Origin of the sequence: Bacillus silvicola, from assembly GCF_050524305.1 — a bacterium.
Taxonomy (GTDB): domain Bacteria; phylum Bacillota; class Bacilli; order Bacillales; family Bacillaceae_G; genus Bacillus_A; species Bacillus_A cereus_AT.
In genome coordinates, this window is sequence record NZ_JBNGVC010000019.1 from 22,496 (window position 1) to 47,767 (window position 25,272).

Genomic DNA, 25,272 nt, shown 5'->3' on the forward strand with positions numbered 1-25,272 from the left:
TTTGCATATTCTGCATAACGCTTTACTGATAGATGAGAAAGGAATCCTGTTCTTTTTATGACTTCCTCTGTAGACATATTTCTTTCTAGACAACGTAGAAGGTTCTGGTGCAAAAAGATGATAAATAAAAAAGAATCAAGGATTCCTAACGGAATCACCTGTTAAGCAGTTAATCCAAACAGCTGGTTGATAAAAATATTTTGATTTTGGACAGACTGGTCCTGCAAATCAATTTGTTCTTTTTTGACCATATGCATGGCTTCAACACCACTCAATATAGAGGCTGATGTTTTGTATGATTTAAATCCCAACATAGAGCGTATACGTTTTTTAATAAAACGATGATCTTGTTCTACTATGTTATTTAAATATTTTATCCTTCGGATTTTGGTGCCTATTGGTATCCTTTTTTCTTTCTTCAATTGTTCGATAGCAATTGGATAAGCAGGGTTCTTATCAACCGTGATGATACGAGGTTTTGAGACATGAAAAGACCGCAAGGCTTTCTTGAAGAATCGCTTTGCAGCCTTATGATTTCTAGACTTACTCAAATAAAAGTCAATCGTGTTTCCTTCAGAATCAACGGCACGATATAAATACATCCATTGTCCTTTTACTTTTATATATGTTTCGTCCACTCTTCATGAGTTATTCGTTTGTTTGAGATGACGTCGAATTCGTTTATCAAACTCCGGCCCATATTGATGTACCCATCGCATAATAGTTGTATGAGCCAGGAATAACCCTCGTTCCTCCATCATTTCCACCAAATCACGAAAGCTTAAGTTGTACCGTAGGTACCAACGAACAGTAAACAAGATGATGTCTGGTTGATAATGTTTCCACTTAAATAAATTCTCCTTTTCCATACTGATCACACACCTTTTATAGAGTAGTACTATCAGTATTTCCAAGTTTGATAGACCATTTTCATATACTTCAAAGTTTTCGCACCAGAACCCCAAAAACGACCTGTACCAGACAACAGGTCGTTTTTGTATGATAGGCAGGACATGGCAGCTAACTTTACGCTAGTTCTCTGTTGCGTAGACATTGTTTTCGTGTTTATGTAAGAATGAATTGTGCTCGCATGCCCCTTCTTTTTGTATACAATCAGCAAAAAAGAGAAAAAACATACGAATTCTCCCGAGGAGTATCCATATGCCTTCTCTTACTGCTATATTTCATATTAATCTCCCTGTATCTTTTCGCTATACAATCGCCAATTCCTCTTTTTTGACATTACGATTTTCTTTATAAACGTTTTTATTTGAAGGGCTCTATTCTTTCTATGTGTGTGAGTAAATGATTGTTTTTAGCCTACTTCACAGAAAAACGAACGCTCAGATTACCTTCTAACACACATTTAATCTTCTTAACTATCAATATGATTCACCCATCCGAAAATCTCATGATGCTTCTCCTGGCGTTTATGAAGAGGTTTCGAGTAAAACAAACACAAACAACAAGATTTTTATCAGTCTTTTTCTCAATAAAGCTGTTCCGCAAAAGTAGTCCCTACATTATTCTTACGCTTCATATGTTTCTCTAAGTAAATCTTAGTTGTTTGAATATCTTCATGACCAAGCGTCTGCATTAAGTGATATAAATCTGCATTTCCTTGTTCTACTGCCATAATTGCAAAAGCATGACGGAATGTATGCGCCGTTACTGGATTCTCACGATACTGCAGAAAATCTAAATTTGTCTTTTTTATCATATCTGTTACCTGATTTGATAACGTTTTTGAATTATAAAAGTTTCCTCTTTGATTTACAAATAAAGGACTTTCATCTCCTCGATCCAATATAGTTTGGAACCCTCTTCTTCGTCTCATTTCACAAATACACTGATACAAATATTCCGAAATGAAAAGTTCACGCACTTTATCCCCTTTGCCTGTGACTTTTAACCAGTATTTTCCTTCGTAGTGTATATCTTTGACTTTTACTGTGCATAATTCTTGAATTCTTGCACCGGTACTTGCCAGAGCTAGTAAAATTGTATAGTTTACTAAATGACCTCTTTCTTTATAAAACCCTAAGATTTTCATCACTTCATCATAGGATAGGTCCCGATTTGGCCGATCCTGTTCATTTACATTTGCGCGCTGGAGTTCTTCATGAAGAGGTTTTTCAATATAAGCAAATACATGAAGGTGTTTTAAAAACGAACGAATGAGCACTGTTTTCTTTGCAAGTGTTGCCACTGCATATGTATCCCTATTCCTACCTTTCTGTACCTGTTTCAACCAGGAATTATATTTACGAATATGCCAAGGTTGCAATGTCTTCAATAAAGAAGCACTTTGCTGTACCTCTTCCCCATTCAATTCGAATTCTTCTGCATGCTGCACCATACATTGACAAAATGACAAGATTTCAGACACATAGCTCTTTTTTGTATCTTCTTTTTTATTCTTCTTTTCATCCATATCTTTTTGTAAATGTACGAAATGATAAATTACTTCTAGGTCACTTAGATACGTATATTTACTCTTTCCCTCTTTTTCAGCTATCTCCATTTTATCTTCCACTTTATCTACATAACGATTGTTATGCAGAAATGGAAAGATATCTCTTATATTCTCTAAATATTTATCTATGTATTCACTTTTATTTTTAATAATCGGTAAGTTTTCTTTTTTATTTTTATTATCCATACTTTAAATTCACCTCTCCTATTAAAGATTATGAATATAATTATCTTTATTAACTGTATTTATCATTTTATTTCACTTCTATCAATTATACAAATTATAATTCATATTCTTTCTATAAGAATCCCACATTCTTCTGTATTAAACTATACTTATATTTTTTTATAATTTATTTGCATATCAATGTATTTTTAAATTATATATAATATAGTTTTATTTTATTTTTCCAATAGAATGTAATTGTATAATACTGTTACTTATAAATTGAATGTCACATGATTTTTATTTCTGTTAAGAATATAATTTATATTTTATTTGTATCTATTCTATTTCTGTATTTGTAGGGATTTGTTATAATACATGTATGATTTACGAGTATCATAGATTATAAGGAGGTATATACATATGTCACAGGATGTATGGTTTCTTACGAAACCAACTGTCACAACAAAAGAAGCTGCGGAAATGTTAGAAGTTACCGTACAGACCGTTTTGAAAAAGGAAAAAGAAGGTTTAATTGCGTGTGTATATAAAGATAATTGGAAGCAATTCGGTAGTAAAATCTTTTACTTGGAAGATATCCAATCCTTAATGATCGAAGACCAAGTAGATGGATTTACAACAAAGGAAGCCGCTGATTTATTAAACGTCGCTCCTTCCACTATCTTTACTTATATTAAATCTGGAAAGCTACCAGCGACACAGGTCGAAAAGCGAGGGAAGCAAGTCTATGTAATTGGGGAAGAAGATCTCGAAGCTTTTCAAAAGCAGTATGATAGCAAAGCCAATCGAAAGGAACGCAAAAGATTCCGCATGAAAATCCAGGATACAGAAATCTTTCTCTTTCAATTGTTGACACATCAGGAAACATCGAAACAAGCACGTGTCATTGAAATCAACGGAACGGATGGGAGAGTCATGACGGAAGAAGAAGCCGTATTCTCTTTATCAGCCTATAAGGAGAAGGGATATCGCGTACCTACGTATCCGAAAACCCCCGTGATAACCAAGCGTGGTATTCTCTCGTTTTCCTTCCGGAAACCACAACTCTTTCATGCGATGCCATATCGATTAATCAATCTGTTTTATGAAAAAATTGGCGTGGCAAATATGCGGGTATCCCTTCAACAAGACACAATACACTTGGAGGTAAAACCATGTTTATTGCGGGTTAATCCTGCGGAATGGCAAGAAGAGATACAGTATTTGTATACCCATATGACATCGGGATCCCTTGTTCCACATACAAAAGGCGTCTTTTTAAAAAGTAATATGGAATCCCTTTCGTTTCATGCAGATCATGCCTTTAAACAACAAGTCATCGCCATGGCAAAAGCTGAAGAAATGGGGCAAGAGGAATTTTTATATCATGCGGTGCGATCTTATATAGAATCGCGGTAGCATAACGGAACGAAACTTCATTTGCTATACCGTGGCGCAAGAATCTAGTACTTGTACCTGGTAAAACACAAAACAAGATTTTGTCACATGTGACCGCATGTCAATTGATCTTCTGCCAGGACAAACCCGGCTCCTTCTGGCATCGCTATTTTACCTATAGAGTCTTAGCGATGCCGCGCGGCTTTGTCAAGGGAATGGTCTTGATAAGTGTTTAGAAATTATAGGGTGGTTTATTCCTAACAGAAGAGATGTGGATGCAAAATCTCTCTATCTTGGAAGGAGAAGATGTCGATCTAGCAATTCTGAATGGCTGATATCCTATGTTTCTTCTATGGTTAAAATAATGAGGAGATACGTGCAAAACCTTAGATTACATGAATGTCTTTAAAAGATCTGTCACTAAGGGAATCACGCCACCAATAAATTTTAATACTACGATTGCAATTTCCATTCCATACACCACAATTCTTTTCGTAATACTCAGTATTTAAATTATAGGCGAGATACAGAACTTCAACAACTTCTTTTGATATAGAATAATCTGTGCTAGTATCAATATACCTTCGTTTTTGTTCAATATTTTTTCATACATTCTATCTTGCCCAGCATACCTCATATGCTAGGCTTTTTTTGTTGATATGAACTATTTTTATAAGGTGGGGACTTCTGGTGTATATGAGAGAGAACAAAAGCCACATTAGAAAACAGTCAAGTGGATTACCTTGACTGTTTTCGCACCTATTTTTAATCAAACTTTTGTTTAATTATGTTGTCGAACGCATTCCATTCTCTCAGGCGTATGTAAGAAAAATGGTTCAGTTGCAAAGTTTCTTCGCATTAAACTAGACGAGGAATTTGTGATTAACTATTATGCAACTATAAATATTTTTTGATTCAAGGTACAATGAATTACAACAATTACTAGTATCCGCATACTATTTAGTCATACATTCATACCTCTGTTTATCTCTTGAGAAATTTTGCAACTGAACCTATCCTTCCATTATCCTTGTAAGAAGCGGAGTATGTCTTCTACGCTAATTTTCGTGAATTTGGCAATATCTTCTACGGATACTCCATTCTTGTGCATACCACGAATTAATTGTATTTTTCCTTGTTCTAACCCTTGTTCTAACCCTTGTTCTAATCCTTGTTGAATTCCTTCTTCTCGTCCTTTGTTTTCTGCTCTTCGAAGTGCCGCTTTTTCATCCATTAATGCTTTTCGTCTTGCTTCATATTCCTTTCTTAGCTCAGGATCTTGACTTACACGATCCCATGTTTCCATTGCCTTGTGTAAAATTGGATCTTCTTTCATCGCAATCGCCTCCAATACAGATGTAATATGTTCCTGTTCTGCCGCTTCGATTAACAATAACCAACGAACCAACTGGTCTTCACTTGGATGAACATCCCCATTTTGCCATTTTGTTAAAAACTTCGGTAACTCAACAAAATGAATTTCCATGAGATCCGTCAATAAAAATCTTTCGGTTGCCTCATATAACCGAAAAACAGAATGATGTTGTCCGGTTTCATGAAACAACGAATAATTGATGAGATTAATCGTAATGGTACGGCAAAGTTCTGCATAATCATCTCCAGCTTGTAAAGGCTCTGTATACATTTTACTCCAATAGAATAAGGTTCTGGCATCCATATCTTCTTTATCTTGTAACTGTATTTCCACGTTAATATTGCTGCCATCTTCCAATTTTGCTCGCACGTCTAAAATCGATTTTTTATCCTGTGGATATGCAGGATTAAGATGCGTATCGACTAATTGCAGCGTCTGAATTTGTTGGTTTTCAGGAAAACGAAGGAGCGCATTTAAGAAAGCAGCTAAAATCATTTCACTGCCAGGTGCTCCAAACACCGCTTTAAATGCAAAATCTACACGTAAATCAATTCTTTTGTGATTCATAGGTTCTTCTCCCAAAGGTAATCTATTTTAGGTTCATTATACCAAATGAAAAAAGAACCGCCAATATAGCGTGAAAACTGACGTGTATGGAATCAATCAATTGAAGGGTTCTCGTGCAAAGGTTACTGTCATCATGTGCAAGGTATCGATAAGTAAAGGACGTGTTTCACGATGACAAAACGAGTAGATTTTAAATGCTTCCGTTGTAAGGTTTTTTAAACTAATAACTTTGATGTATGTTTCATTTACTTTCTAGGAAGAATTCCATTGTATCAGTTGTTTTCGAATGCACTCATTTTTAGATGAATAGCATCCATATGTGCAAATTTTCAAAATTATTTGTGAAAATCCTGAAGTTTTTGCACCAAAACCTTTTTAAAGGATAATCGAACTCAATATAGAAGTACAAACATTATGAAATACTGGTTTTACCACTATCTATATATATTAAAAGCCTAATCCTAATTAAGGGGGGACGTGAAACGTATGAAAAAACATCAAGTTATTTGTACACTTACCGCTCCTAACGGAAATCGTGATGTAATAGGTCCTATTGAAATCTTTGCAACCTCAGAAAATATTATTAGACAACGCTTAGTCAAAGAACTCCAACGAAGAATGGGTAACCTTTATCAGTGGGAAATAGAAGTGCAACAAATAGAAAATGAGCAACTCGTGGCATTACAATTGTTTAGTGCAAAATGAAAGTACAGAGTCGAGCGACGATTTTGTACATAGATACAGTGCATAAAAAAAGGCTTGTCAGCTCTTAATAAATCCCTTACTGTTTTCGTTACGACGCGAAACAGGAGGATTAGAAAGGATGCTAACAATGCCTGAAATCCATTATATCAAACATTTAAGAGAAAATGATGATTTAAGTATATCTGAAATTGCAAGAAAACTAGGGAAGAATTGGAGAACTGTGAAAAAGTATGCTGATGGAGAAGTTTATCCTTCGGATACTGATCCAATTTGTACAAAAACAGGAATGATGTATGACAGTGAGTTTGGTGAAATTGTAGATTTATGGTTAGAGGAAGATAGTAAGCTTCGCCATAAGGATCGAAGAACAAGTAAAAAGATATTTAATCAATTAAAAACAGAATATAATTTTCAAGGTTCGTATCGAACCGTCTGTGATTATATTCAACATCGAAGACCACAAATAAAAACAGCAAAAGAAAAACGGTACGAACGATTAGAACATCCTCCTGGAGAAGCACAAGTTGATTTTGGAAATATGACAGTTGTAAAAGACGGAGCATATAAAGATATTAAAGTACTACTATTAAGCTTTCCCCATAGTAATGCAGCATTTGCTTATCCATTACCAGCTGAAAATAAGGAATGCTTTTTAGAAGGCTTAAAACAGTTATTCCATCAAGCTGGTGGTGTACCAACACATCTTAGGATTGATAATTTATCCGCCGCTGTGATCACAATAGGAAAAGGTGAAAATCGTATTTATACAGAAGCATTTTTACAATTCCAAATGCATTATAACTTTGAAACACAACCGTGTAACCCTTATAGCGGGCATGAAAAAGGTAATGTTGAGCGTAAAGTTAGTTATACACGTAATAATTGGTTTACAACTTCACCGGTTATGGAAAGTTTTTCACAACTTGCACAGTGGCTAGAAGTACAAGCATTAGAAGATCAAAAACGACCGCATTATGATAAGAAAATCATGATAGAGGAGTTGTGGAATGATGATAAAAATGCATTAAAGCCATTGCCTTTAGAAGACCTATCGGTCTTTTCACTAGATACTACAACTGTAAATAAATATGGAGAAATTACAGTAGATCAAGAACGATTTGTTTTGCGCAAAACAAATGTCAAACAAGTTATTGTCATAAAAAAAGAATGGGATCAATTTACATGTTTTACTTCTGAAGGAGAAGCGATTTTCGAAGAGTATAGACCTTACATGCATACAAATAGACCCATTCCTTGGCACGAAATTTTTGAAGATTGGGAAAAGAAACCACGTGTAGTACGTTATTCAATATATTTTAAATACTTACCTATGAGAGTTCAGGATTATCTCCTCTTCCAAACGGAAGAGCGTAAATCACGCTTAGTAGGGGTAAAAAGATTGCTCAAAAAGTATTCTTTACAACAGTTACATATTGTCTTGGAAAATGACGAATGGCTATCAAAAACTCCCTATGAACTTGATTGCATATTACAAGCGAAACAAGTAACTTATCCGCAGAAATGGGAAGAGAAACACACGCCATCCGTTTTAGTGGATTATGAAACGGATTTAGAACAATATGATCGCAAACTCTGTCCAACTTTAGAGAGGAGCTCATTCTCACTATGAAACATAGAAACCTACAAGAAGCTTGTAAAGTATTACATTTGAGTTCTATTTTAGAGATTTATGATGATGTTGTATTTGAAAATAAAGAGCAATTCTTAAAGGATATTTTAAACTTAGAAATTGAAGCTCGACAAAGTAAAAAAGTATCAACTTTAATAAAAAAAGCAAAGTTTAGAGAGCTAAAGTGGTTAAAAGATTATGAATGGGGTGAACACATTCATTTACCTTCTACGACAAGCAAAGAACATATTAGTGAGTTGCGATTTTTTGAAGGAAAACAGAACCTTTTATTACTCGGATCTCCTGGAACTGGTAAAACACATTTAGCAACAGCGTTAGGTTTAAAGGCCTGTGAAAAAGGATATCAAGTGAAGTTTTTGCGAGTAGCGGATTTAGTAGGCATATTAGAAGAAACTTTAAAACAGGGGAATTTAACTCGTATAAAAAAACAAATTGAATCATGTGATCTATTAATTTTAGATGAACTAGGTTATGTACCGTTTCAAAAACCAGGAGCGGAGCTCCTATTCCATATTATTGCCGACTGTTATGAACAAAAAAGTGTGATAGTTACTTCTAATTTAGAATTTGGTCAATGGAATCGAGTGTTTGGTGATAATCGATTGACTTCGGCATTGGTGGACCGTTTGGTGCATCATGCCCACATTATTGCATTTACAGGAGAAAGCTATCGTTTACGCAATGCGTTGTCTTCTGGAAACACTAAAATTACCATTTAAAAAATCGAGCTGCTAGCCTCTGCACTTTTCGCTGCAACTCTCTGTATTTTCCGCTTGCACAAAACACACGTAGGGAATTTTGGCGAAGCCGTGCGGATCTGTCATGGGAATGGTCTTGATACGCTTTTAGAGTTTTGCGAGGTATATTCTAAACAGAGTAGATGTGGATGCGATATCCCTCTGATTTAGAAAATTTGTCGATGTAGCAATTTAGAATGAAACAGACATAGGACTACCGTCTATTAGGGGTAGTGAGACGGTTCGTGCTCTAGTCCGTCAGATGATTTATATAAAATAGAAAAACCTACTGTTTCAAAGTAGGTTCAATTTATCTAACATTTTTGTTCGAGATGGGTTTGTATACAGTAATGTAGTATGTATATTAGAATGACCGGCTATGTGTGCCACTTCATGTACATCAAAACCATTTTCCAATGCGTGTGAACAAAAATAATGTCTTAAATCATGTGGCTTTAAGAAAATCGCTAAATCCGCTAATTTACTATATTTTGTAAACATATCATTTACAGTCATGCGGCTTAATTTTGGCCCTTTATTTGATACAAACAAATAAGGGCTCTTTTTATATTTGTGTACGTTTCTTTCTACTAAATAGTTTTTTAATGCTTGTATCACTTTTTGATTTAATAAAACAGTTCGTTGTTTATCGCCTTTCCCAGAACGAATAACTAATTCTGATGAAGAAAGATACAAGTCTTGCTGTAAATCAACTTGTAAAGCTTCGCTAATTCTACACCCTGTATGCATTAATAATATGACTAAAGCATAATCTCGTATTTTTTTTGTTTCTACAATGGCTTGTAAAAATTTATGTACTTCTTTTTCTGAAAACTGAGCTGGAGAAGCATAGTCTTGTTGAATTTTCTTTTTCATATTTTTTGAAATAACAAGTTCATTCTGAACACCAATTGTAATAAGAAACTCATTATATTTTTGAAGAGCTGCCAATTTTACATTTATAGTTTTAGCACTTCTTTTTTTTACATGTTGAAGATATTGTAAATAATCTTTCACATTTTGAGGATATAAAGCCGTTGGTTCTTTATCAAAAATATCTGTAAACCAAAAAGCGTATTCTTGTATTGCTAATTTATAATTATAAATGGTGTTTTTTGTTTTTTCTTCTGATTTGAGATGTGTTACAAAACTTTCTATTAATTTCATTACGCCTCCATCAATTATGTTTAGTTTTTATTATATGCGCTTCAGATAAATTATGTTTAGTTTTATATAGTGATTGTAACACATCCCGACAAATAACCCAACATAATTGATATTATGTTGGGTTATCTTTAGAAGGGCAGATTGTAAATACCGTAAGGTATAAATGTTTAAGTTCTTATGATACCTTCAACTTAATTGGTATTCGTTTATCCATATTTAGTTTAAACGTTCCATATGGATTAATATGTGTATAGAATAAAGGTGTTAATCCTCTAAAGTCTTCTGGTATCATTTTTTTGAGCCAATATTGATTGTTATCGTACAATACTTCTTGAATCATCAAAGTGTTCATATAAATTAAACAGTTTTGCAGTAATTGAAGGGATAAAGCAGATACCTCTTGATCTTCTACAGAGTTAGAACGCATTTCACTGTTTTTTCCGTAAAAAATAAAGCCATTTCCTGCATTCCAACTCTCTACTGTATTCAGTCCTTCATGAATCTCTCTACGAATTTCTTCGAAATGTAAATACTCACACAGAAAAATGGTCTTAATCGCTTTTCCTAATTCACATAAAGCACGATATGTTGGATGTTGAGTTTCCCTAGTAAACCTTTTTAAAATAGATTCAGCTGATGCAGTTCCTAAACATAGAGCGGTTGTATATTTAATAATCTGTTCATACTGTTGACGAATAAGATCCCAATTAATCGGTTTACTTAAAACAGGTTGTAAATGAGGGTATTCCTCATTCATTCCGGTATCAGGACGATACAACTTTTGAGAACCAATATTCTTAAATCGAGGCATCAGCTTGAAATCAAGTATATGACAAAAAGCAAATGCAACAACACTTTGTCCATGTGTATCTACGTAATTTCGATCTATTTCCATATCGGTACAATGGCGTAACACCCCTTCCATCATGGATGCAACTTCTGAAGAAAGACAAGATTTTAATTGAGAATAAATACAAGCAGATTTTCGATCCACGTGCTAATATATCATGACCCCATTCTTTCTGTAACGAGGATGCCATTCTGTGAGTAGATTTTGATTCCATGCTCCAAACTGTTTGGAATCCGAAGCACAGGCAGTTGTAGCTTCTCCCCAGACTTCTTTCCTTCGATGATGCAAAATTTTATTCGTTATTTCTGCATTTGCTTTTCGTAAATTATCTTTGTGTATGAATTTTTGACGAATATACCGAAGGTCATGATAACTTTCTTGATTGCTACCAGCAGAAACCGCTTTTAATCCCGTATTTGTCCCTAATCCAAATATACTAAGCAGCAAGCGCCGTTGTATGGTTTCACGATCTAAAATTTCTCTACCTGCTATACTCTTAAAATGCTTCGTAAAGTTTGTATGAAAATCTGTTTCTTTTAATACATCTAGTAAATTCGTATCTGGCCAATAATTACGGACAGCTTTTTTTATTTGAGGTAAATGTGGAGGTTCTATTTGCTTTTCTAATGGCGTAACTTGAATCCAGCCTTTATTCGATTTGGTAATGATTTTGACTTTTTCATTATTTTTTCCTTCAAATCCTTGATTCAGTAAGTTTAAGCGCTCCTTCATTGTTTGCATAATGTTTGAAATAAATTGTTCTGCATCAAGGGGAACATTCAGTGCTTGGAAATATTCTTCTTTGTAGTCATCAAAGTCTTGTGGTAAACCTTCTTCAGGATTTCGATAGCGATCTGCCCCTACAATCCAAATTTCTTTACATCTAAGGCGCGTTCGCAAAGACTGTAAAACAGCAATTTCATAATTAATCCGATTCACTCGCTGGATGCCTTTACTGTCTGTTTCAATAATGACATCTTGCCATTTCGACCGGATTACACCCTGAACGGGGATGTTTTCATCAATCTCAAAATAACGTTGACCACTATTCGCATAATCTCGAATCAGTTGTACGGCTTCAATTATAGGTTGATAAGTAACATTATTAGACCGAAATTCGAGGTTTTCTAATATCGCAAAAAATGCTCTGCGGTAATGTCCTTGATATGAAGTATGCATCTTTGTGTAAATTCTTTCTTTATATTCTCTTTTACTTTTCTTCATTTCTTTAATGATATTACGAATAATGTTAGGGGTTGTATTTGTCAATTGAAAATCCGGCCACATTACCATTGAAAACCCAGCCACTTGTGTGAATTCTAATCAGTATCGATTTTTAATAAAACTGGCTGGATTTTCAATTATAATTCTTTAGAATTATATATAAAGTTATATGAATTTCCTTACTGTGTTAATTGTTGTGCTTCTAACCACTTTTCAGTTTCTTTCATGCGATAGGAATCACCTATCATGTTTACGATATATGCTTGATGTGTTAAACGATCAATCCATCGCTGCCGTCATGACGGGATCTTGAAATATCTCTCCCCACCTTTCAAAAGATAGATTTGTAGTGATAATGGTTGCTTTCTGATTTGCCCGTAACGACAAATGAGTAAATAGTAATTCAGCGCCCTCCTTATCGAACGAAATATATCCCATTTCATCCGCTATGACTAAATCATACTTTTCAAATCGATTTTGAAATGCGCGTAATGTACGCTGAGAACGACACTCTTTAATTTGGTTGATTAATAAAGGAATTGTTGTGAACCAAACTCTATATCCTTCCATACAGGCCTGAATTCCTAATCCAATAGATATATGAGTTTTTCCAGTGCCGGCATGCCCAGCTAAAATTACATTTCTCCCCTCTTTAATGAAATCCAAATTTTTTAATAGTTTGAGCTTTTTTTGTGCATCTTGTGATAGGTCTGTCAAAGACAAATCTTCTAAATATTTCTTATAGGGAAAATCGGCGCGGCGAATGCGATTATATTTTGCTGATTCTTGCCGTGCATCTAGTTCTTTTTGAAGCAATTGTGCTAAAAACTCTTCATAACTAGCGTCAATTTGTATGGATTCTTTAATGATTTCTTCAAAATCCTGACGGATTTTAGGTAATTTCAACTCTTTACTGAGTGTGTCAATCTTTTCCACCCATATTTGTTTAGACTGAATCATACTTCTTCTCCTTAATGAATGTATTTTGTTTGAAACATCTGATCGTACGTTTGTAAGTGTTTTTTTGAATAGTGTTCAATATCAATTGTTTTTTGAGATGAGTATGTTAAAACTGGTATCTGTTCTTCCTTTTGTTTTGCACATAATAACTTAATTTTTTCTGTTGTAACATGGCTTGGATGGATATTACGCAGTTGATTGATACTACTTTCTATCTCTTTTAGAGTGACACCAGACTGCATAAAGTGAAGTAATTCTATAAATTCTTTCGGGTGAGTGGTATAGTAAGAGTGGTAGATTTGCTTTAACTTTGGTGATGCCTGTTGTAGAGCCGAACTAGTGGCTAATGCACCAGGCTTTTTCTTTAGAGTGCCTACATAATGATCGAGTTGTAAACTCCACTCCTGATTCCCTGTCTTACGGCAATGAGTTGCGATTTTTTCTTCGTGATAAAAACATTGGATAGAATCGCTATAAACTTTAATACGGACAACTTCACCTACAAGATAATCTGGTACAGAATAACGATTTTAATCAATCACAATGGTAGAATATTTATCCACTCGTCCATTTAATATGCGTGCTGCATCAAAAGGAGGGGGAACGATGAATACATATTCTTGTTCCGTATAGAGTAGCTCGTTCGGTGTCATCTGTTGGTGTGATTTCCTAGGCTTTTGATTTAACTGTAAACAGATTTCATGTAAGTATTTGTTAGCTTCTTGGAGTGTTTTAAAGGTATCTTGATAGGCAAACGCTTTTCTTCGAACCACTTCTACACTACGTTCTACATGCCCTTTTTCATTTCCGCTTGCTGGATTACAAAAACGATAGTGGAATCCATAATATAACGATAGTTTGACTAAAGCTTCTGTCGGTTCTTTTTCATTGCCAATAAATTTTTTGACTGCTACTCTCATATTGTCATAGACCATTGTATGGAACACACCATTTACTTCTTGGAAAAATAAAGCATGAGCCTCTTGAAAACACTCTGTTTTTTGTTTAGTGAACAGATAAGCCATTCTAAAATTACTGTATGCAGACGTAAATACAGCCATTTGTAAGGTTCTTTTTTGACCGTCTATAATGAGTTTTACTTCTCCCCAATCAAATTCACAAACTTGTCCAGGTTGATGTTCCACTTTAATAAATGCTTCTTTTTGTGTGTGCACTAGGGCTTTGATTGTTCGCAGAACAGTGCCATAACTAATATCATATCCTTCGGATTCTAAACAGGTATGTATATCTACCGCTGTTTTCATTTGTTTCCCTAATCCTTTTTGTTTTTTTCTAAGGTTTTCTTCTAAGTGTTCTTGTATTTTTTGTATCATTTCATCTGTTAATTTTCGTTTTTTCCGTGTGCCAATTTTGTACTTTGGCTTTTCAACAATAGATTGTATTAATTCCCCTGTGTCTACCTCCGTATCTTCTTGTAAAAGTTTTTCTCTTTTTTCCTCATATTCATCGATGTATTTTCCGACTGTGGCACGATTAAGCCCTAATTGTTTTGCAATTTTTCTTCTTGAATAATTTTCTCGTACGTGCAATAGTATGATTTCTTGTTTTTTCTGCAGATTAATCATCTCCCTAAATTCCCCCATACATTTATAAAATCTTCATGTATGGTTTATTATAAACTGGCTGGGTTTTCAATGATAATGGTGGCTTACTATTAAGTTACTAAAAACAACTCCTGTAATTCCTTGTACGTCGAAAAAGAGAAGTCTGGAGTGTGACTTCTCTTTTGTTTGTATATAGCATGAATCGTTTCGGTTCCTTTCAAGGTACGTGAAGCTTGGCGAAGACTTTGAAATCCTGCGGATTTAACAAAACGTCGCTTGATATGTCTATGATCTTGTTCGATGAGGTTATTTAGATGCTTAACGGTGCAATGTTTCGTATGCACATAAAAACCGTTATGTTTCAGTTTTTTGAACGCACAAAGTAGAGCAGGGGCCTTATCTGTTGTGAGAACCGTTGGTTCTCCAAAAGCTTTCGCTAACCTTTTCATAAACATATAGGCGGCTTGATGATCTCTTGTTTTACGAAGTTGGATATCCAATGTATACCCTTCTCGATCAATCGCACGATAAAGATAAAGCCACTCCCCTTTGACTTTGATATAGGTCTCATCTAAATGCCATGATAATTGAACAGTTTTGTTTTTCTTTTTCCAGATTTGATAAATAAGATTGCCATATTCATGCACCCAACGCATGATTGTTGTTGGATGAACTGATATTCCACGCTCTTTCAAGATTTCAGATACATCACGATAGCTTAAAGAAAAACGACAGTAGTAGCCAACGGCTACCAAAATAATATCTTTTTTGAATTGTTTCCCTTTAAAATATCCCATGTATCATGCTCCTCGAATCATTTTTCTCACATTTTAATTTCGTTTAGAAAACTTTGCAACAGAACCATAAAAAGTCTTCTCCAAAGAATTAGTCAACACTATATAATAAAAAAGCCCTTCATAGTTAACTAACTGTGAGGAGCTTTATAATGTTAATCTGTATTTTCTATAAACACATTGTTTCACAAATCCAGCCCTTGAATGGAAGAAGGGAGGACGATTTATTTCCTCCCTTCTATAGCGCTTAGATTTAAAGGACTTTATTGTTATATTTTTAAGTGCTGTGAAGTATTTTACATCGAAAATTAAAAAACTTTATTTTAACCGCACCTTAAAATCAAAATGGATTCTTTTTGGCGCTAAATATATAAGAATTTTCAAAGTATTTCTAACCAAACTTTATTTTAAACCAACATTTTGTAAAATTCACGGCCAGATTATGGGTTAATAATTAACTCACGACCAATTTATGCTTCCATTTCCGTTGAATAATTAGATAATCACCTACAAAAATAAGTGTTTTCTGGCCAACTTATAGGTAAAGTGACATACTTTCAAAAAGTTTACCAAATACCTATTCAAAAAATTTATTGAGATAAACAGATAAAAATATGTGCATTTCATAATAAATTTATACAAACCCTATAGGAACAACCAATCTAGCTGAACAAGCTGGTGCAACTGTTGAATTTGCGGTTTACAACACTCCCCTTGATTAGACCAAGTAAAAACACCCATATGCAATGTATCATTTAAAAGATGTACAAAGTATCTCCTAAATTTACAACACGAAGTTATATTCAAAATAAGACACATCACTATATATCATATCCATTCTGTATATGTATACGCTAAATAAGATCGTATCTCTCGATCTTATTTTTTTTGCTATGGTAAGCACATTTATAAATACAACGTATTTATTGATTAACAAAAATATAAAACCCTTTTTCCCATCGATCTTTGAGCCATTGCAATTCATCTTTCATATTGGGAACGTATTCGTTTGTTCGTTCCATCAATTTATAGGTTTCTAATAGTTCCAAACATCGATTTGGACTAGTAAGAGAATGTATAAAGAGCATATCATGTTTTGTTATTGAACCCAAAGAGATCCCTTCACGGCTCACCGATAATAACTCTTGAATTTCCTCTTGATCCATATTTGTTTTCTTTAGGTAATTATTCATATCAATGAATGTAGTGTAATTCCATTTCATATTATCATAATCATTTTCTTGTAGGATCATTTCACGATAAGATCCCATATCCTGTATGAGGAAATTACGAATCGCATCTATAGAAAATTGCATGTATCAAACATCCTTCACTGTATAGAGTATGTGTGAGTTTTGAAGTTCCTTTAAAAAAAGTATTCTCCTACTATGTAGGAAAATACTTTTTTACTGTACCATGCATTTAAGTTCTTAGCTTGTTTTAAAAGCTGGTACTTTCGAAGGAAGAATCGTCATCGCTTCTCCTGTTTTTGGGTTACGACCGTTACGCTCTGCACGTTCCTGGACTTCGGATATCCCAAAAACAAGCAACTGTACTTTTTCTCCTTACTGTAAAGCTTTTGTGACTTGGTCCAATACTACTTGTATCGCTGAAGACGCATCTTTTGTGTTCAGTTTGCTTCTTGTTTGATGAGTTCCGTTTTGTTCATCTGTAACACCTATATATTCAACGGGATTTCAGTAGCCATTATAACGTATTTGCTATATATGAAACGAGTTTCTTCCTATTTATAATAGTACTTTGCATAATCATTGAAAATGATAGTTGGTATAAAGTTTCTAATCGGGACAGGATTTATACTTTCTACATCTGTATTTACTCTTTATAGAAGAAGGGAATGGAGCCACTTCCTATCCTTCGCTACGTGTATGATTCATCAAGTGATTAGTACATGTAATGTAATATTCGTATATAACTAATCTTAGTATACAGGGGGAAGAAGAAGTGTGTAAATACTTTGTCGATAATTGTAGAAAAAGTTTCGGAATTCAAAAAATAAACACTTCCAATTGTAGATTTCATCTTGCTTTTTCTATTTCTGTTCTATATTTTGAGTAAGGGGATCATACAAATTCTCCAATTTGGCAGGCTGAAATGAATAGAAGATAAACTGGATCATAATAGAGGAACATCGTTATATTTTTCCTTGCCTACATTCTCCGTGTCCCAAGGAAAAAATATAGGATGCTGTTCCACATTATGTTGTTACCTAATAATTCAAAGCTCTTTTTTTATTTAGTGGAAAAAGTTTCGAGAATTCTATGTAAATGCCCTTTACTTGTATCACCAGATTGGTAAATCTTCCTCCAGTTTATCTTCTTTTCGCCTGCCTTTTTTGTATGTTATCCTCTCAAAAATAACACGTTTAAGAGGTGAATGCATGATGCAAAAACATGTAAAAAACAGGCGATGGTATAGGTATTTCATACAACTAATGATAGTGGCACTTATTCTTACATCTATACCGATGAATGGATTGGCAGAAACGGCGCCACCATTTACCCCATCACCAAATTCAGAACAAAGTCCAGAAGCGGAAAAGAAAGATGAAAAAGAATTACCTGCTCCACATCCAGATCAACTAAAGAAAGATAAGCCAAAGCCGACTGAGGTCGTGGAAGAGAGGACGGAAACGGAAAAAGTTTTCGATAATAATGATGGTACATTTACGAAAAAGGTATATACAGAACCCATTCATACAGAGAAAGATGGAAAACTAGAAGAGGTTTCTCCTAAATTAGTAGAAGCACCAGATAAGAAAATTGTGACGGAAAACACAAAATTAAAACCAGAGTTTGAAAAAACGGTTAAAGATGGAAAGTATGTTCAATTTACAGTAGATGGACATACCATTCAATATGAATTAATGAGCGCAAATGGTGAGAAGGGAGAAATTAAGCCGTCATTAGTAACTGCGACACATGAAGATAATACAGTATGGTATAAAGGAATCTTCCCCAATATTGATTTGAAAAGTACAACGTTTAATGAAAATGTAAAAGAAGACTTTGTACTGCGTGAGTATACAGGGCATCATATTTTTACGTTTGCATTACAAACAGACTTAACACCAAGTTTACAAGAAGATGGTTCTATTCACTTCCAAGATGAGAAGAAAGAAAACATCTTTACATTACCGAAGCCATATATGAACGATTCGAATGTAGATCAGCAGTCAGGAGAGGCTGTAACGTCAGATGCTGTTCGTTACAATATCGAGAAAACAGACGAAAAAACATATAAATTAACTGTTACGGCAGATCCAAAATGGTTACAGGCGCCCGAACGTAAATATCCAGTATATGTGGATCCTTCTATTGAAGTAGACAACTTTGAAAATGCATACGCTTCTAGTGCCTATCCAAGTGTCAATTATTCAGGAGGGAAGCTTTGGGATTCTGGCCAAAACGCTTATACGCTAAAAGTAGGATATTACGATGGAGCATCTGGAACAAACTTTGCATATATTAAACCGCAAATTTCGGATTTAAAAGGTGCGAAAATTGAAAGCGCTACATTTCATGCGTATGCAGTATGGCATTATTATGGAAATCAGCCAAATGGTATTTGGTTAGATGAAGTAACAGGTGGCTGGAATGTGGGAGGAATCAACTGGAACAACAAACCAGGTTCTAATAACATTGCACATGCTGATGTAGCACGAGGACAATGGGCGCGTTTTAATGTAACCAATACAGTGAAAGCATGGGTAGAAGGTGCAAGACCGAATCATGGATTTAAACTCCACACAAATGGAAATGGTCAAACCCATTGGAAGAAGTTTATTGCGGCTGAAAATGGATGGAGTGCACCTTACTTAGAAGTAACATATTCCTATGCAAAACTGAATAAACCGAGAGTACAGGCGTATTCAAACGGAAGCGGCAGTAGTTCAGGTCATATGAATATACAATGGGATGCTGTGTCAGGAGCAACAGGATATAAAGTAGCTATTTTTAACGGATATGATTATGAATATATTCCTGTTGGGAATGTAACAAGCTGGACAACAAAGGATAAGAAGATATTCCCAACACCAGATGAAATTGCACAAGGGCACTTTGAGTTCCATGAAGACGGGAAAGGCGCAGAGGTACCAGTTAATCCGGGACCAATGTATAAAAATGCTCATCTGGCAGGCAGTCCATATGGAGATTATAGTGGGAGACGTGGTTATTGGATTCGTATTGTCGCAGAGTATCCATTTGGGGATAGTCCCCTTTCAGATGAGACAGTTTCCTATATTCCTTTAGAACAAGTTAAGAAACCGACAGGTTCGGCTTATATCAATGCAACCGATAAACAAACAGGATATGTTTCCTTAAAATGGGATAGTGTTCCTGAGGCTGCTGGTTATAAAGTATGGGTGTATAACGGAAAAGATTATGAAGCATTTGATGTAGGAAATGCAACAACATGGACGACGCAAGGGCAAAATATTTGGCCAACAAAAGATGAAATTGCAAAAGGTCAATATCTTCTTCATCATGATAAAAAGGGTGTAGAGCTTGCATTAGACCCATCTCCTGTTTATCGAAATTCCGGTGGAATTTACGGTGGATCTACAAACTATTGGTTCCGTGTAACAGCGTATAGTACTGCGGGTCATGCTGAAAGCCAGATTTCACAAGAGTTCACACCAAGGTTCTCACAAGATTTTGGATTCCTCGGCATGTTAGACTATTGGGCATCCATTGATGTATTAAACGGGAAAGTCAATGCGACAAATGGTAACTTCCTGATGGATGAAAAAGATATCACTTTATCAGGACGTGGACCAGATGTATCCATTGAAAGAACGTATAATAGTCAAAGTAAAAAAGTAGGTTTATTCGGTAAGGGTTGGTATAGCAGTTTAGAAGAACGCATTTGGAAAGATGCAGAAGGTAACTTACTTCTAACTTCTGCAGATGGTGCCCAAATCACATTTACCCGAACGGGAGAGGGAACGTACCAAGCACCTACAGGTGTGTACTTAGATATGAAGGAAACATCGGAAGGGTATGAAGTCAAAGACAAGGATCAAACTGTTACGTTTTATACCAAAAAAGAAAATTCTGGTCGTACGGAATATGTAAAAGATAAATATAATAATACAACAACATACGAGTATGACGGTGAGTTCCGATTAACAAAAGTAAAGAACGCATCTGGAAAAGAATTGATATTACAATATGAAGGAGCAAATAAAAAAGTTTCCAAAGTAACGGGACCAGATAACAAAGTCATTACGTTTACTTACAAGGGAGATTTATTGGTTTCTTCTACAACACCAGAAGGAAAAGCGTATCGATATGGGTATGAGAATGACTTACTGACTCATGTATATGATCCGAAGCATACAGATGAAAAACCATATCAAACGATTTACACGTACGAGAATGATAGATTAGTAAAAGTAACGGATCCGTTAGGAAAAGCATCAACCTTATCATACAATACAGATGCAAAAGAAGTGTCTGTGGTGGATGCAAAGGGCCGTAAGGCAATTTACAATTATAATGATGCTGGGAATCCGGTTAAAACCGTTGTAGATTCTGGCCGTTTGAACTTAACGACAACATATGAATATAGTGCAAATAATTTAGTAAAAACAACAACGCCTAAAAATCAAACAGAGTCCTTTACGTACGATAATAATGGAAATGTGACATCTGCGACGGACGCAATGGGAACTGAGAAATTTGAGTATAATCAAAATAATGGTGTTGTAAGCCACACAGATAATGAAGGAGATAAAACGACAGTTGCCTATAAGACTGCCAATACAGAGGTTTCTGTAACAGATCAAGCGGCTCACACCGCGTCTGTGATTCAGCACGATCAGTATGGAAATCCAACGGAAACAAGTAAAGACATGGGGACAGGAGAGAATCTCCTCCAAAATCCAAGCTTTGAACTGAATACCCTTGAAAAGTGGGTACAATTCACTCATTATAACCAAGGCACAATGGCAAAGGATACTGTTTCAGCACCTGGCGGTCTGGGCGGAGCTTCTTCACTAAAAGTTACAACCAAAACAAGTACGAACGATTGGGGCTATATCGCCGCAACCCAAGATGTTACGTTGGAACCAAATACAACGTATACGCTAAGTGGTATGTTGAAAACAGCACTATCACCAGGAGTTGGGGCCTTCTTTAACGTTCAGTTATTGAAAGAGGATGGTTCAGCTGTTGAAGGTGGCGGTTGGAACGATAATCGCTATAATAAATTACAAGGTGAAAAGGATTGGACCAATCGCCAATTTATCTTTAAAACAACAGATCAAACGAGAAAAGCAAGAATTTACTTACAGGTAGAAAACGGCGGAGCTTCTACGAGTGGTTCAGCTTGGTTTGATAAGCTGCAGCTTGAAAAAGGGGAAGTTTCTTCTAGTTTTAACCCGATTACAAATAGTAGCTTAGAAAATATGATGGAGAATGGCTGTATCCCTGAATGGCATAGGGGAGATGGTACAAGTTGTGATAGTAAAGACACAGCACATGAAGGGTTTACAGGTGACTCATCTATTGTTTTGGAGCGTAGTCAATATGGTGGCTCAGATGTTGGGTATGCTACGTGGGTGACTTTAGATCAGAAAATGGCAGCGCCTTTAACATTAACAGGGATGTCGAAATCTGAAAATGTAGAAAATGATGCGCCTGATAAGCTTTCAAAAGATTATTCTATTTGGGCCGATGTTTACTATCAAGATGGTAGTGGAGAAAATTATCAAGCGAAATTCCCAAGTGGTACAAATGATTGGAATCGTAGTGCAGTATTGATTCCAGCGAAAAAACCGATTAAACACGTAGCAGTCTATGTTTTATTTAGAAAGAATAATAAGGGAAAAGTTTGGTTCGATGATGTACGTTTACTAGAAGGCAATGTACTTGTTAAAAATGAATACGATACAGATAGCAATGTAACCGCAACGTATGATGAAGAGGGCAATAAAAATACGTTCACATATGATACTTCTGGAAATAAGAAAAGTGAAACAGATGAAAATGGCAATACAAAATCATACGATTACAACAAAGATAATCAGCTGACCAAAGTGACATTGAAAAATGGAACTTCGGTGGGGTATAGCTACGATCATAACGGAAATACAACCGAGAAATCTGTGATGTTTGGTGGAAAAACACAGACGCACAAATATGAATATGACGTAGATAATAAAAATACAGTATTTATCGATGCGTTAAATCGTCGTATTGAGCATACATACGATGAAAATGCAAATAAGACGAAAACAAAAATGCCGAATGGATCGATTCTGGAATACGTATATGATACCGCAGATCGTATGGTCGGTGAAAAACGAAATGGAAAAGATACCTTTACATTTGAACGTGACGCAAATGGGCAAGTAACAAAAGTAAAAGACCATGTCAATGGCGTGGAAAAAAATAAAACATATGACAATGCAGATCGTATGACAAGTATGACAGATAGCCGAGGCGGAAAAGTAGACTGGGCGTATCATGATAAGGCAAACAGTAAAACAGAGAAATTAAGAGAACAAACCCTTATGCATGGTGGATACAGTAATAAAGTATCGTATGACTACAATACGTTAGATCAAAATATTAAAGTAACAGACGGTACGTCCTCGTATCGATTTGATTATGATGAAAATGGTCATGTGCGTACGTATACCGCAGCGAATGGAACAGGTTCAACATTTAACTACAATCAAACAGGTAAACTAACAGATTTAGTCATTGGAACACCGAGTCAAATCCTGTTATTAGAACGATATCAGTATGATAAAACGGGTAACCGTACGAAAATTATACATGAAGGTACAGGCGGAAAAGTAACCGAAACAAATTACGTGTATGATCCAATCAATCAGTTACTGAAAGAATCGTTACCGAATGGAACGGTGAAAGACTATACGTATGATGGATTTGGAAACCGTACAAGTGTAAAAGTAATAGAAAATGGAAAAGAAACAAAATCAATTACAGCAACATTTAACGAAGGAAATCAGCTTGTCAAATTCGGAAACGAATCTCTTACGTATGACCTAAATGGGAACCGTACATCTGACGGCAAATACACATATACATGGAATGAAGTAGACCAACTGGTTGCTTTAACGAAAAAAGGTGAAAGCCAGCCGTTCGCAACATACAAATATGATGATGATAACCGTCGTATTGAAAAGAATGTCAACGGTGTAGTTACACGTTACTTCTATGACGGTGACAGCATCAATCCATTATATGAAACAGATGGAAGTGGAAATGTCCTTCGTCAATATGTATACTCAATAGACGGTGTACGTCTGGCGATGAAATCACAAGGGCAGACGTTATTCTACCACTACAGTCCACGTGGCGACGTCGTAGCGATGACAGATGCAAACGGACAAGTAGTCGCAAATTATGAATACGATGCATGGGGTAATGTACTAAAAAGTGACGCAAAAGGTATCGCAGCCGACAACCCATTCGGGTATGCAGGGTACATGTATGATAAAGAGATTGGCATGTATTATCTAATCGCACGTTACTATAATCCAGATCACGGTATATTCTTATCAGTGGATCCAGATCCAGGCGATGAAGATGATCCTGTCACGCAGAATGGGTATACGTATGGTGATAATAATCCGGTGATGATGGTTGATCCAGATGGGCATGTTGCATGGTGGGTTGCCTCTGGAGCTGCCGGTGCCTTGGTAAATGGAGGATCATATGGTATCTCTTATTACAAAAAGAATAAAACTTTAAAAGGTATAAGTGTAAAAAAATTAATTATAACAAGTGCTCGTGGTTTTGTTGGCGGAGTTATTGGTGGAACCGGTGGTCGCTTAGCAAAAGCTGCTACTTTAGGAAAAAAAAGCACTATGTTCCTTAGTGCTCATACTGGGGTGGCTGGATATGCAGTGGCAACGTCACGTAAAGATTATAGCGGTAAAGGAATGGGAAGAGATCTTGCATACGCGATGACTGGGAATAAAGGTTATGTAGCACTAAATTATGCAACAACTTATTATGAAAGCAGTTCTAAGAAAAAAAAGGTCCCAAAGAAAAAAGCACTTCAAAAAAATCAAAATTCAAAAAAAAGGAAAAAATAGTTTAGGTTTAATAGGCGCATAAATCAAATGCTGCTAGGAAAATAAGTGGAGGAACCCATTTGTAAATATTCAAGCTTGATAATGTGGAGACTTTTCGTTTTACAATTTGAATTAGTAGGCATTTCAATGTATAAAAGGCAGGCTGAATTATGGAGAAATTTATTTTACAGTTGATTATCTTTTTAATGAGTATTTTTTTTATATGGTTTGGGTTTAAAATAGATAAAGAGAGTTATAAAGAAAACCGTATGTTTTTGGCACTTTTCAGTTTCACAGGTTTATTTCCGTTCATTCTAACTATAAGTTATTATTTGTTTAGAATCTTTGCAATAGGCTTCGGTGTTATATTATTGTATTTATTGTTTACCGGAGGGTTTGAGTACTAAAATATGTAGATGGGACGAATGTAGTAATACCGGTAATAGGGTTATAGCAAAAGGACCAATTGTTGCTGTGCATGTTTTATTGAAAAGGCGGAGTCTCTTCATTTGAAGGCTTCGCCTTTGTTTATATGGGTTCTGGTGCAAAAATAGTGGGGTAT

At 35.4% G+C, this 25,272-nt stretch carries 11 protein-coding genes and 4 pseudogenes; 5 read left to right on the forward strand and 10 right to left on the reverse strand.

Annotated elements, in window-relative coordinates:
• Nucleotides 1–161: 161 nt before the first annotated feature.
• Nucleotides 162–869 (reverse strand): annotated as a pseudogene (locus ACP6L7_RS34300) (IS6 family transposase).
• 620 nt (nucleotides 870–1,489) lie between these two features.
• Entirely contained in the window at nucleotides 1,490–2,662 is a 1,173-nt protein-coding gene (locus ACP6L7_RS34305) for a tyrosine-type recombinase/integrase (protein ID WP_430529138.1), read from the reverse strand.
• Nucleotides 2,663–3,064: 402 nt separating this feature from the next.
• Here ACP6L7_RS34305 and ACP6L7_RS34310 point away from each other — a divergent pair, with 402 nt between their 5' ends.
• A complete protein-coding gene (locus tag ACP6L7_RS34310; RefSeq protein WP_430529139.1) occupies nucleotides 3,065–4,060 on the forward strand; it encodes a helix-turn-helix domain-containing protein in 996 nt (331 codons plus the stop codon).
• A 1,003-nt stretch (nucleotides 4,061–5,063) separates the two neighbouring features.
• On the opposite strand, the gene ACP6L7_RS34315 is transcribed toward ACP6L7_RS34310, so the two are convergent.
• Complete coding sequence (locus tag ACP6L7_RS34315; protein ID WP_430529761.1) at nucleotides 5,064–5,981, reverse strand: Rpn family recombination-promoting nuclease/putative transposase; 918 nt, start codon at nucleotides 5,979–5,981, stop codon at nucleotides 5,064–5,066.
• Nucleotides 5,982–6,467: 486 nt separating this feature from the next.
• Here ACP6L7_RS34315 and ACP6L7_RS34320 point away from each other — a divergent pair, with 486 nt between their 5' ends.
• From ACP6L7_RS34320 to istB (ACP6L7_RS34330), 3 genes are all read left to right on the forward strand, one after another.
• On the forward strand, nucleotides 6,468–6,686 hold the full coding sequence (locus tag ACP6L7_RS34320; RefSeq protein WP_430529762.1) for a hypothetical protein: 219 nt from the start codon (nucleotides 6,468–6,470) through the stop codon (nucleotides 6,684–6,686).
• A gap of 118 nt (nucleotides 6,687–6,804) precedes the next feature.
• Nucleotides 6,805–8,316: an IS21 family transposase gene (istA, locus tag ACP6L7_RS34325; protein WP_430529763.1), complete on the forward strand. Its 1,512-nt coding sequence runs from the start codon at nucleotides 6,805–6,807 to the stop codon at nucleotides 8,314–8,316.
• On the forward strand, nucleotides 8,313–9,056 hold the full coding sequence (istB, locus tag ACP6L7_RS34330) for an IS21-like element helper ATPase IstB (protein WP_430529764.1): 744 nt from the start codon (nucleotides 8,313–8,315) through the stop codon (nucleotides 9,054–9,056). The genes istA (ACP6L7_RS34325) and istB (ACP6L7_RS34330) overlap by 4 nt, the downstream gene beginning before the upstream one ends.
• Before the next feature lie 312 nt (nucleotides 9,057–9,368).
• On the opposite strand, the gene ACP6L7_RS34335 is transcribed toward istB (ACP6L7_RS34330), so the two are convergent.
• The 7 genes and pseudogenes from ACP6L7_RS34335 to ACP6L7_RS34365 form a co-directional block, all read right to left on the reverse strand.
• Nucleotides 9,369–10,241: a tyrosine-type recombinase/integrase gene (locus ACP6L7_RS34335; protein WP_430529765.1), complete on the reverse strand. Its 873-nt coding sequence runs from the start codon at nucleotides 10,239–10,241 to the stop codon at nucleotides 9,369–9,371.
• Nucleotides 10,242–10,416: 175 nt separating this feature from the next.
• Nucleotides 10,417–12,336, reverse strand: a pseudogene (locus ACP6L7_RS34340) (Tn3 family transposase); the annotation flags it as partial.
• 158 nt (nucleotides 12,337–12,494) lie between these two features.
• Nucleotides 12,495–13,275 (reverse strand): annotated as a pseudogene (gene istB, locus ACP6L7_RS34345) (IS21-like element helper ATPase IstB).
• 11 nt (nucleotides 13,276–13,286) lie between these two features.
• A pseudogene (gene istA, locus ACP6L7_RS34350) lies at nucleotides 13,287–14,861 on the reverse strand (IS21 family transposase).
• A gap of 89 nt (nucleotides 14,862–14,950) precedes the next feature.
• Nucleotides 14,951–15,637, reverse strand: coding sequence for an IS6 family transposase (locus ACP6L7_RS34355; protein ID WP_430529766.1), 687 nt, complete (start codon nucleotides 15,635–15,637; stop codon nucleotides 14,951–14,953).
• 920 nt (nucleotides 15,638–16,557) lie between these two features.
• Nucleotides 16,558–16,950, reverse strand: a complete 393-nt coding sequence (locus ACP6L7_RS34360) for a hypothetical protein (protein WP_430529767.1) — start codon at nucleotides 16,948–16,950, stop codon at nucleotides 16,558–16,560.
• Nucleotides 16,951–17,064: 114 nt separating this feature from the next.
• A complete protein-coding gene (locus ACP6L7_RS34365; protein ID WP_430529768.1) occupies nucleotides 17,065–17,184 on the reverse strand; it encodes an HU family DNA-binding protein in 120 nt (39 codons plus the stop codon).
• A gap of 851 nt (nucleotides 17,185–18,035) precedes the next feature.
• Here ACP6L7_RS34365 and ACP6L7_RS34370 point away from each other — a divergent pair.
• The gene (locus tag ACP6L7_RS34370) at nucleotides 18,036–24,731 is read left to right on the forward strand and encodes a DNRLRE domain-containing protein (protein WP_430529769.1); all 6,696 of its coding nucleotides are present in this window, start codon (nucleotides 18,036–18,038) and stop codon (nucleotides 24,729–24,731) included.
• Nucleotides 24,732–25,272: the final 541 nt, after the last annotated feature.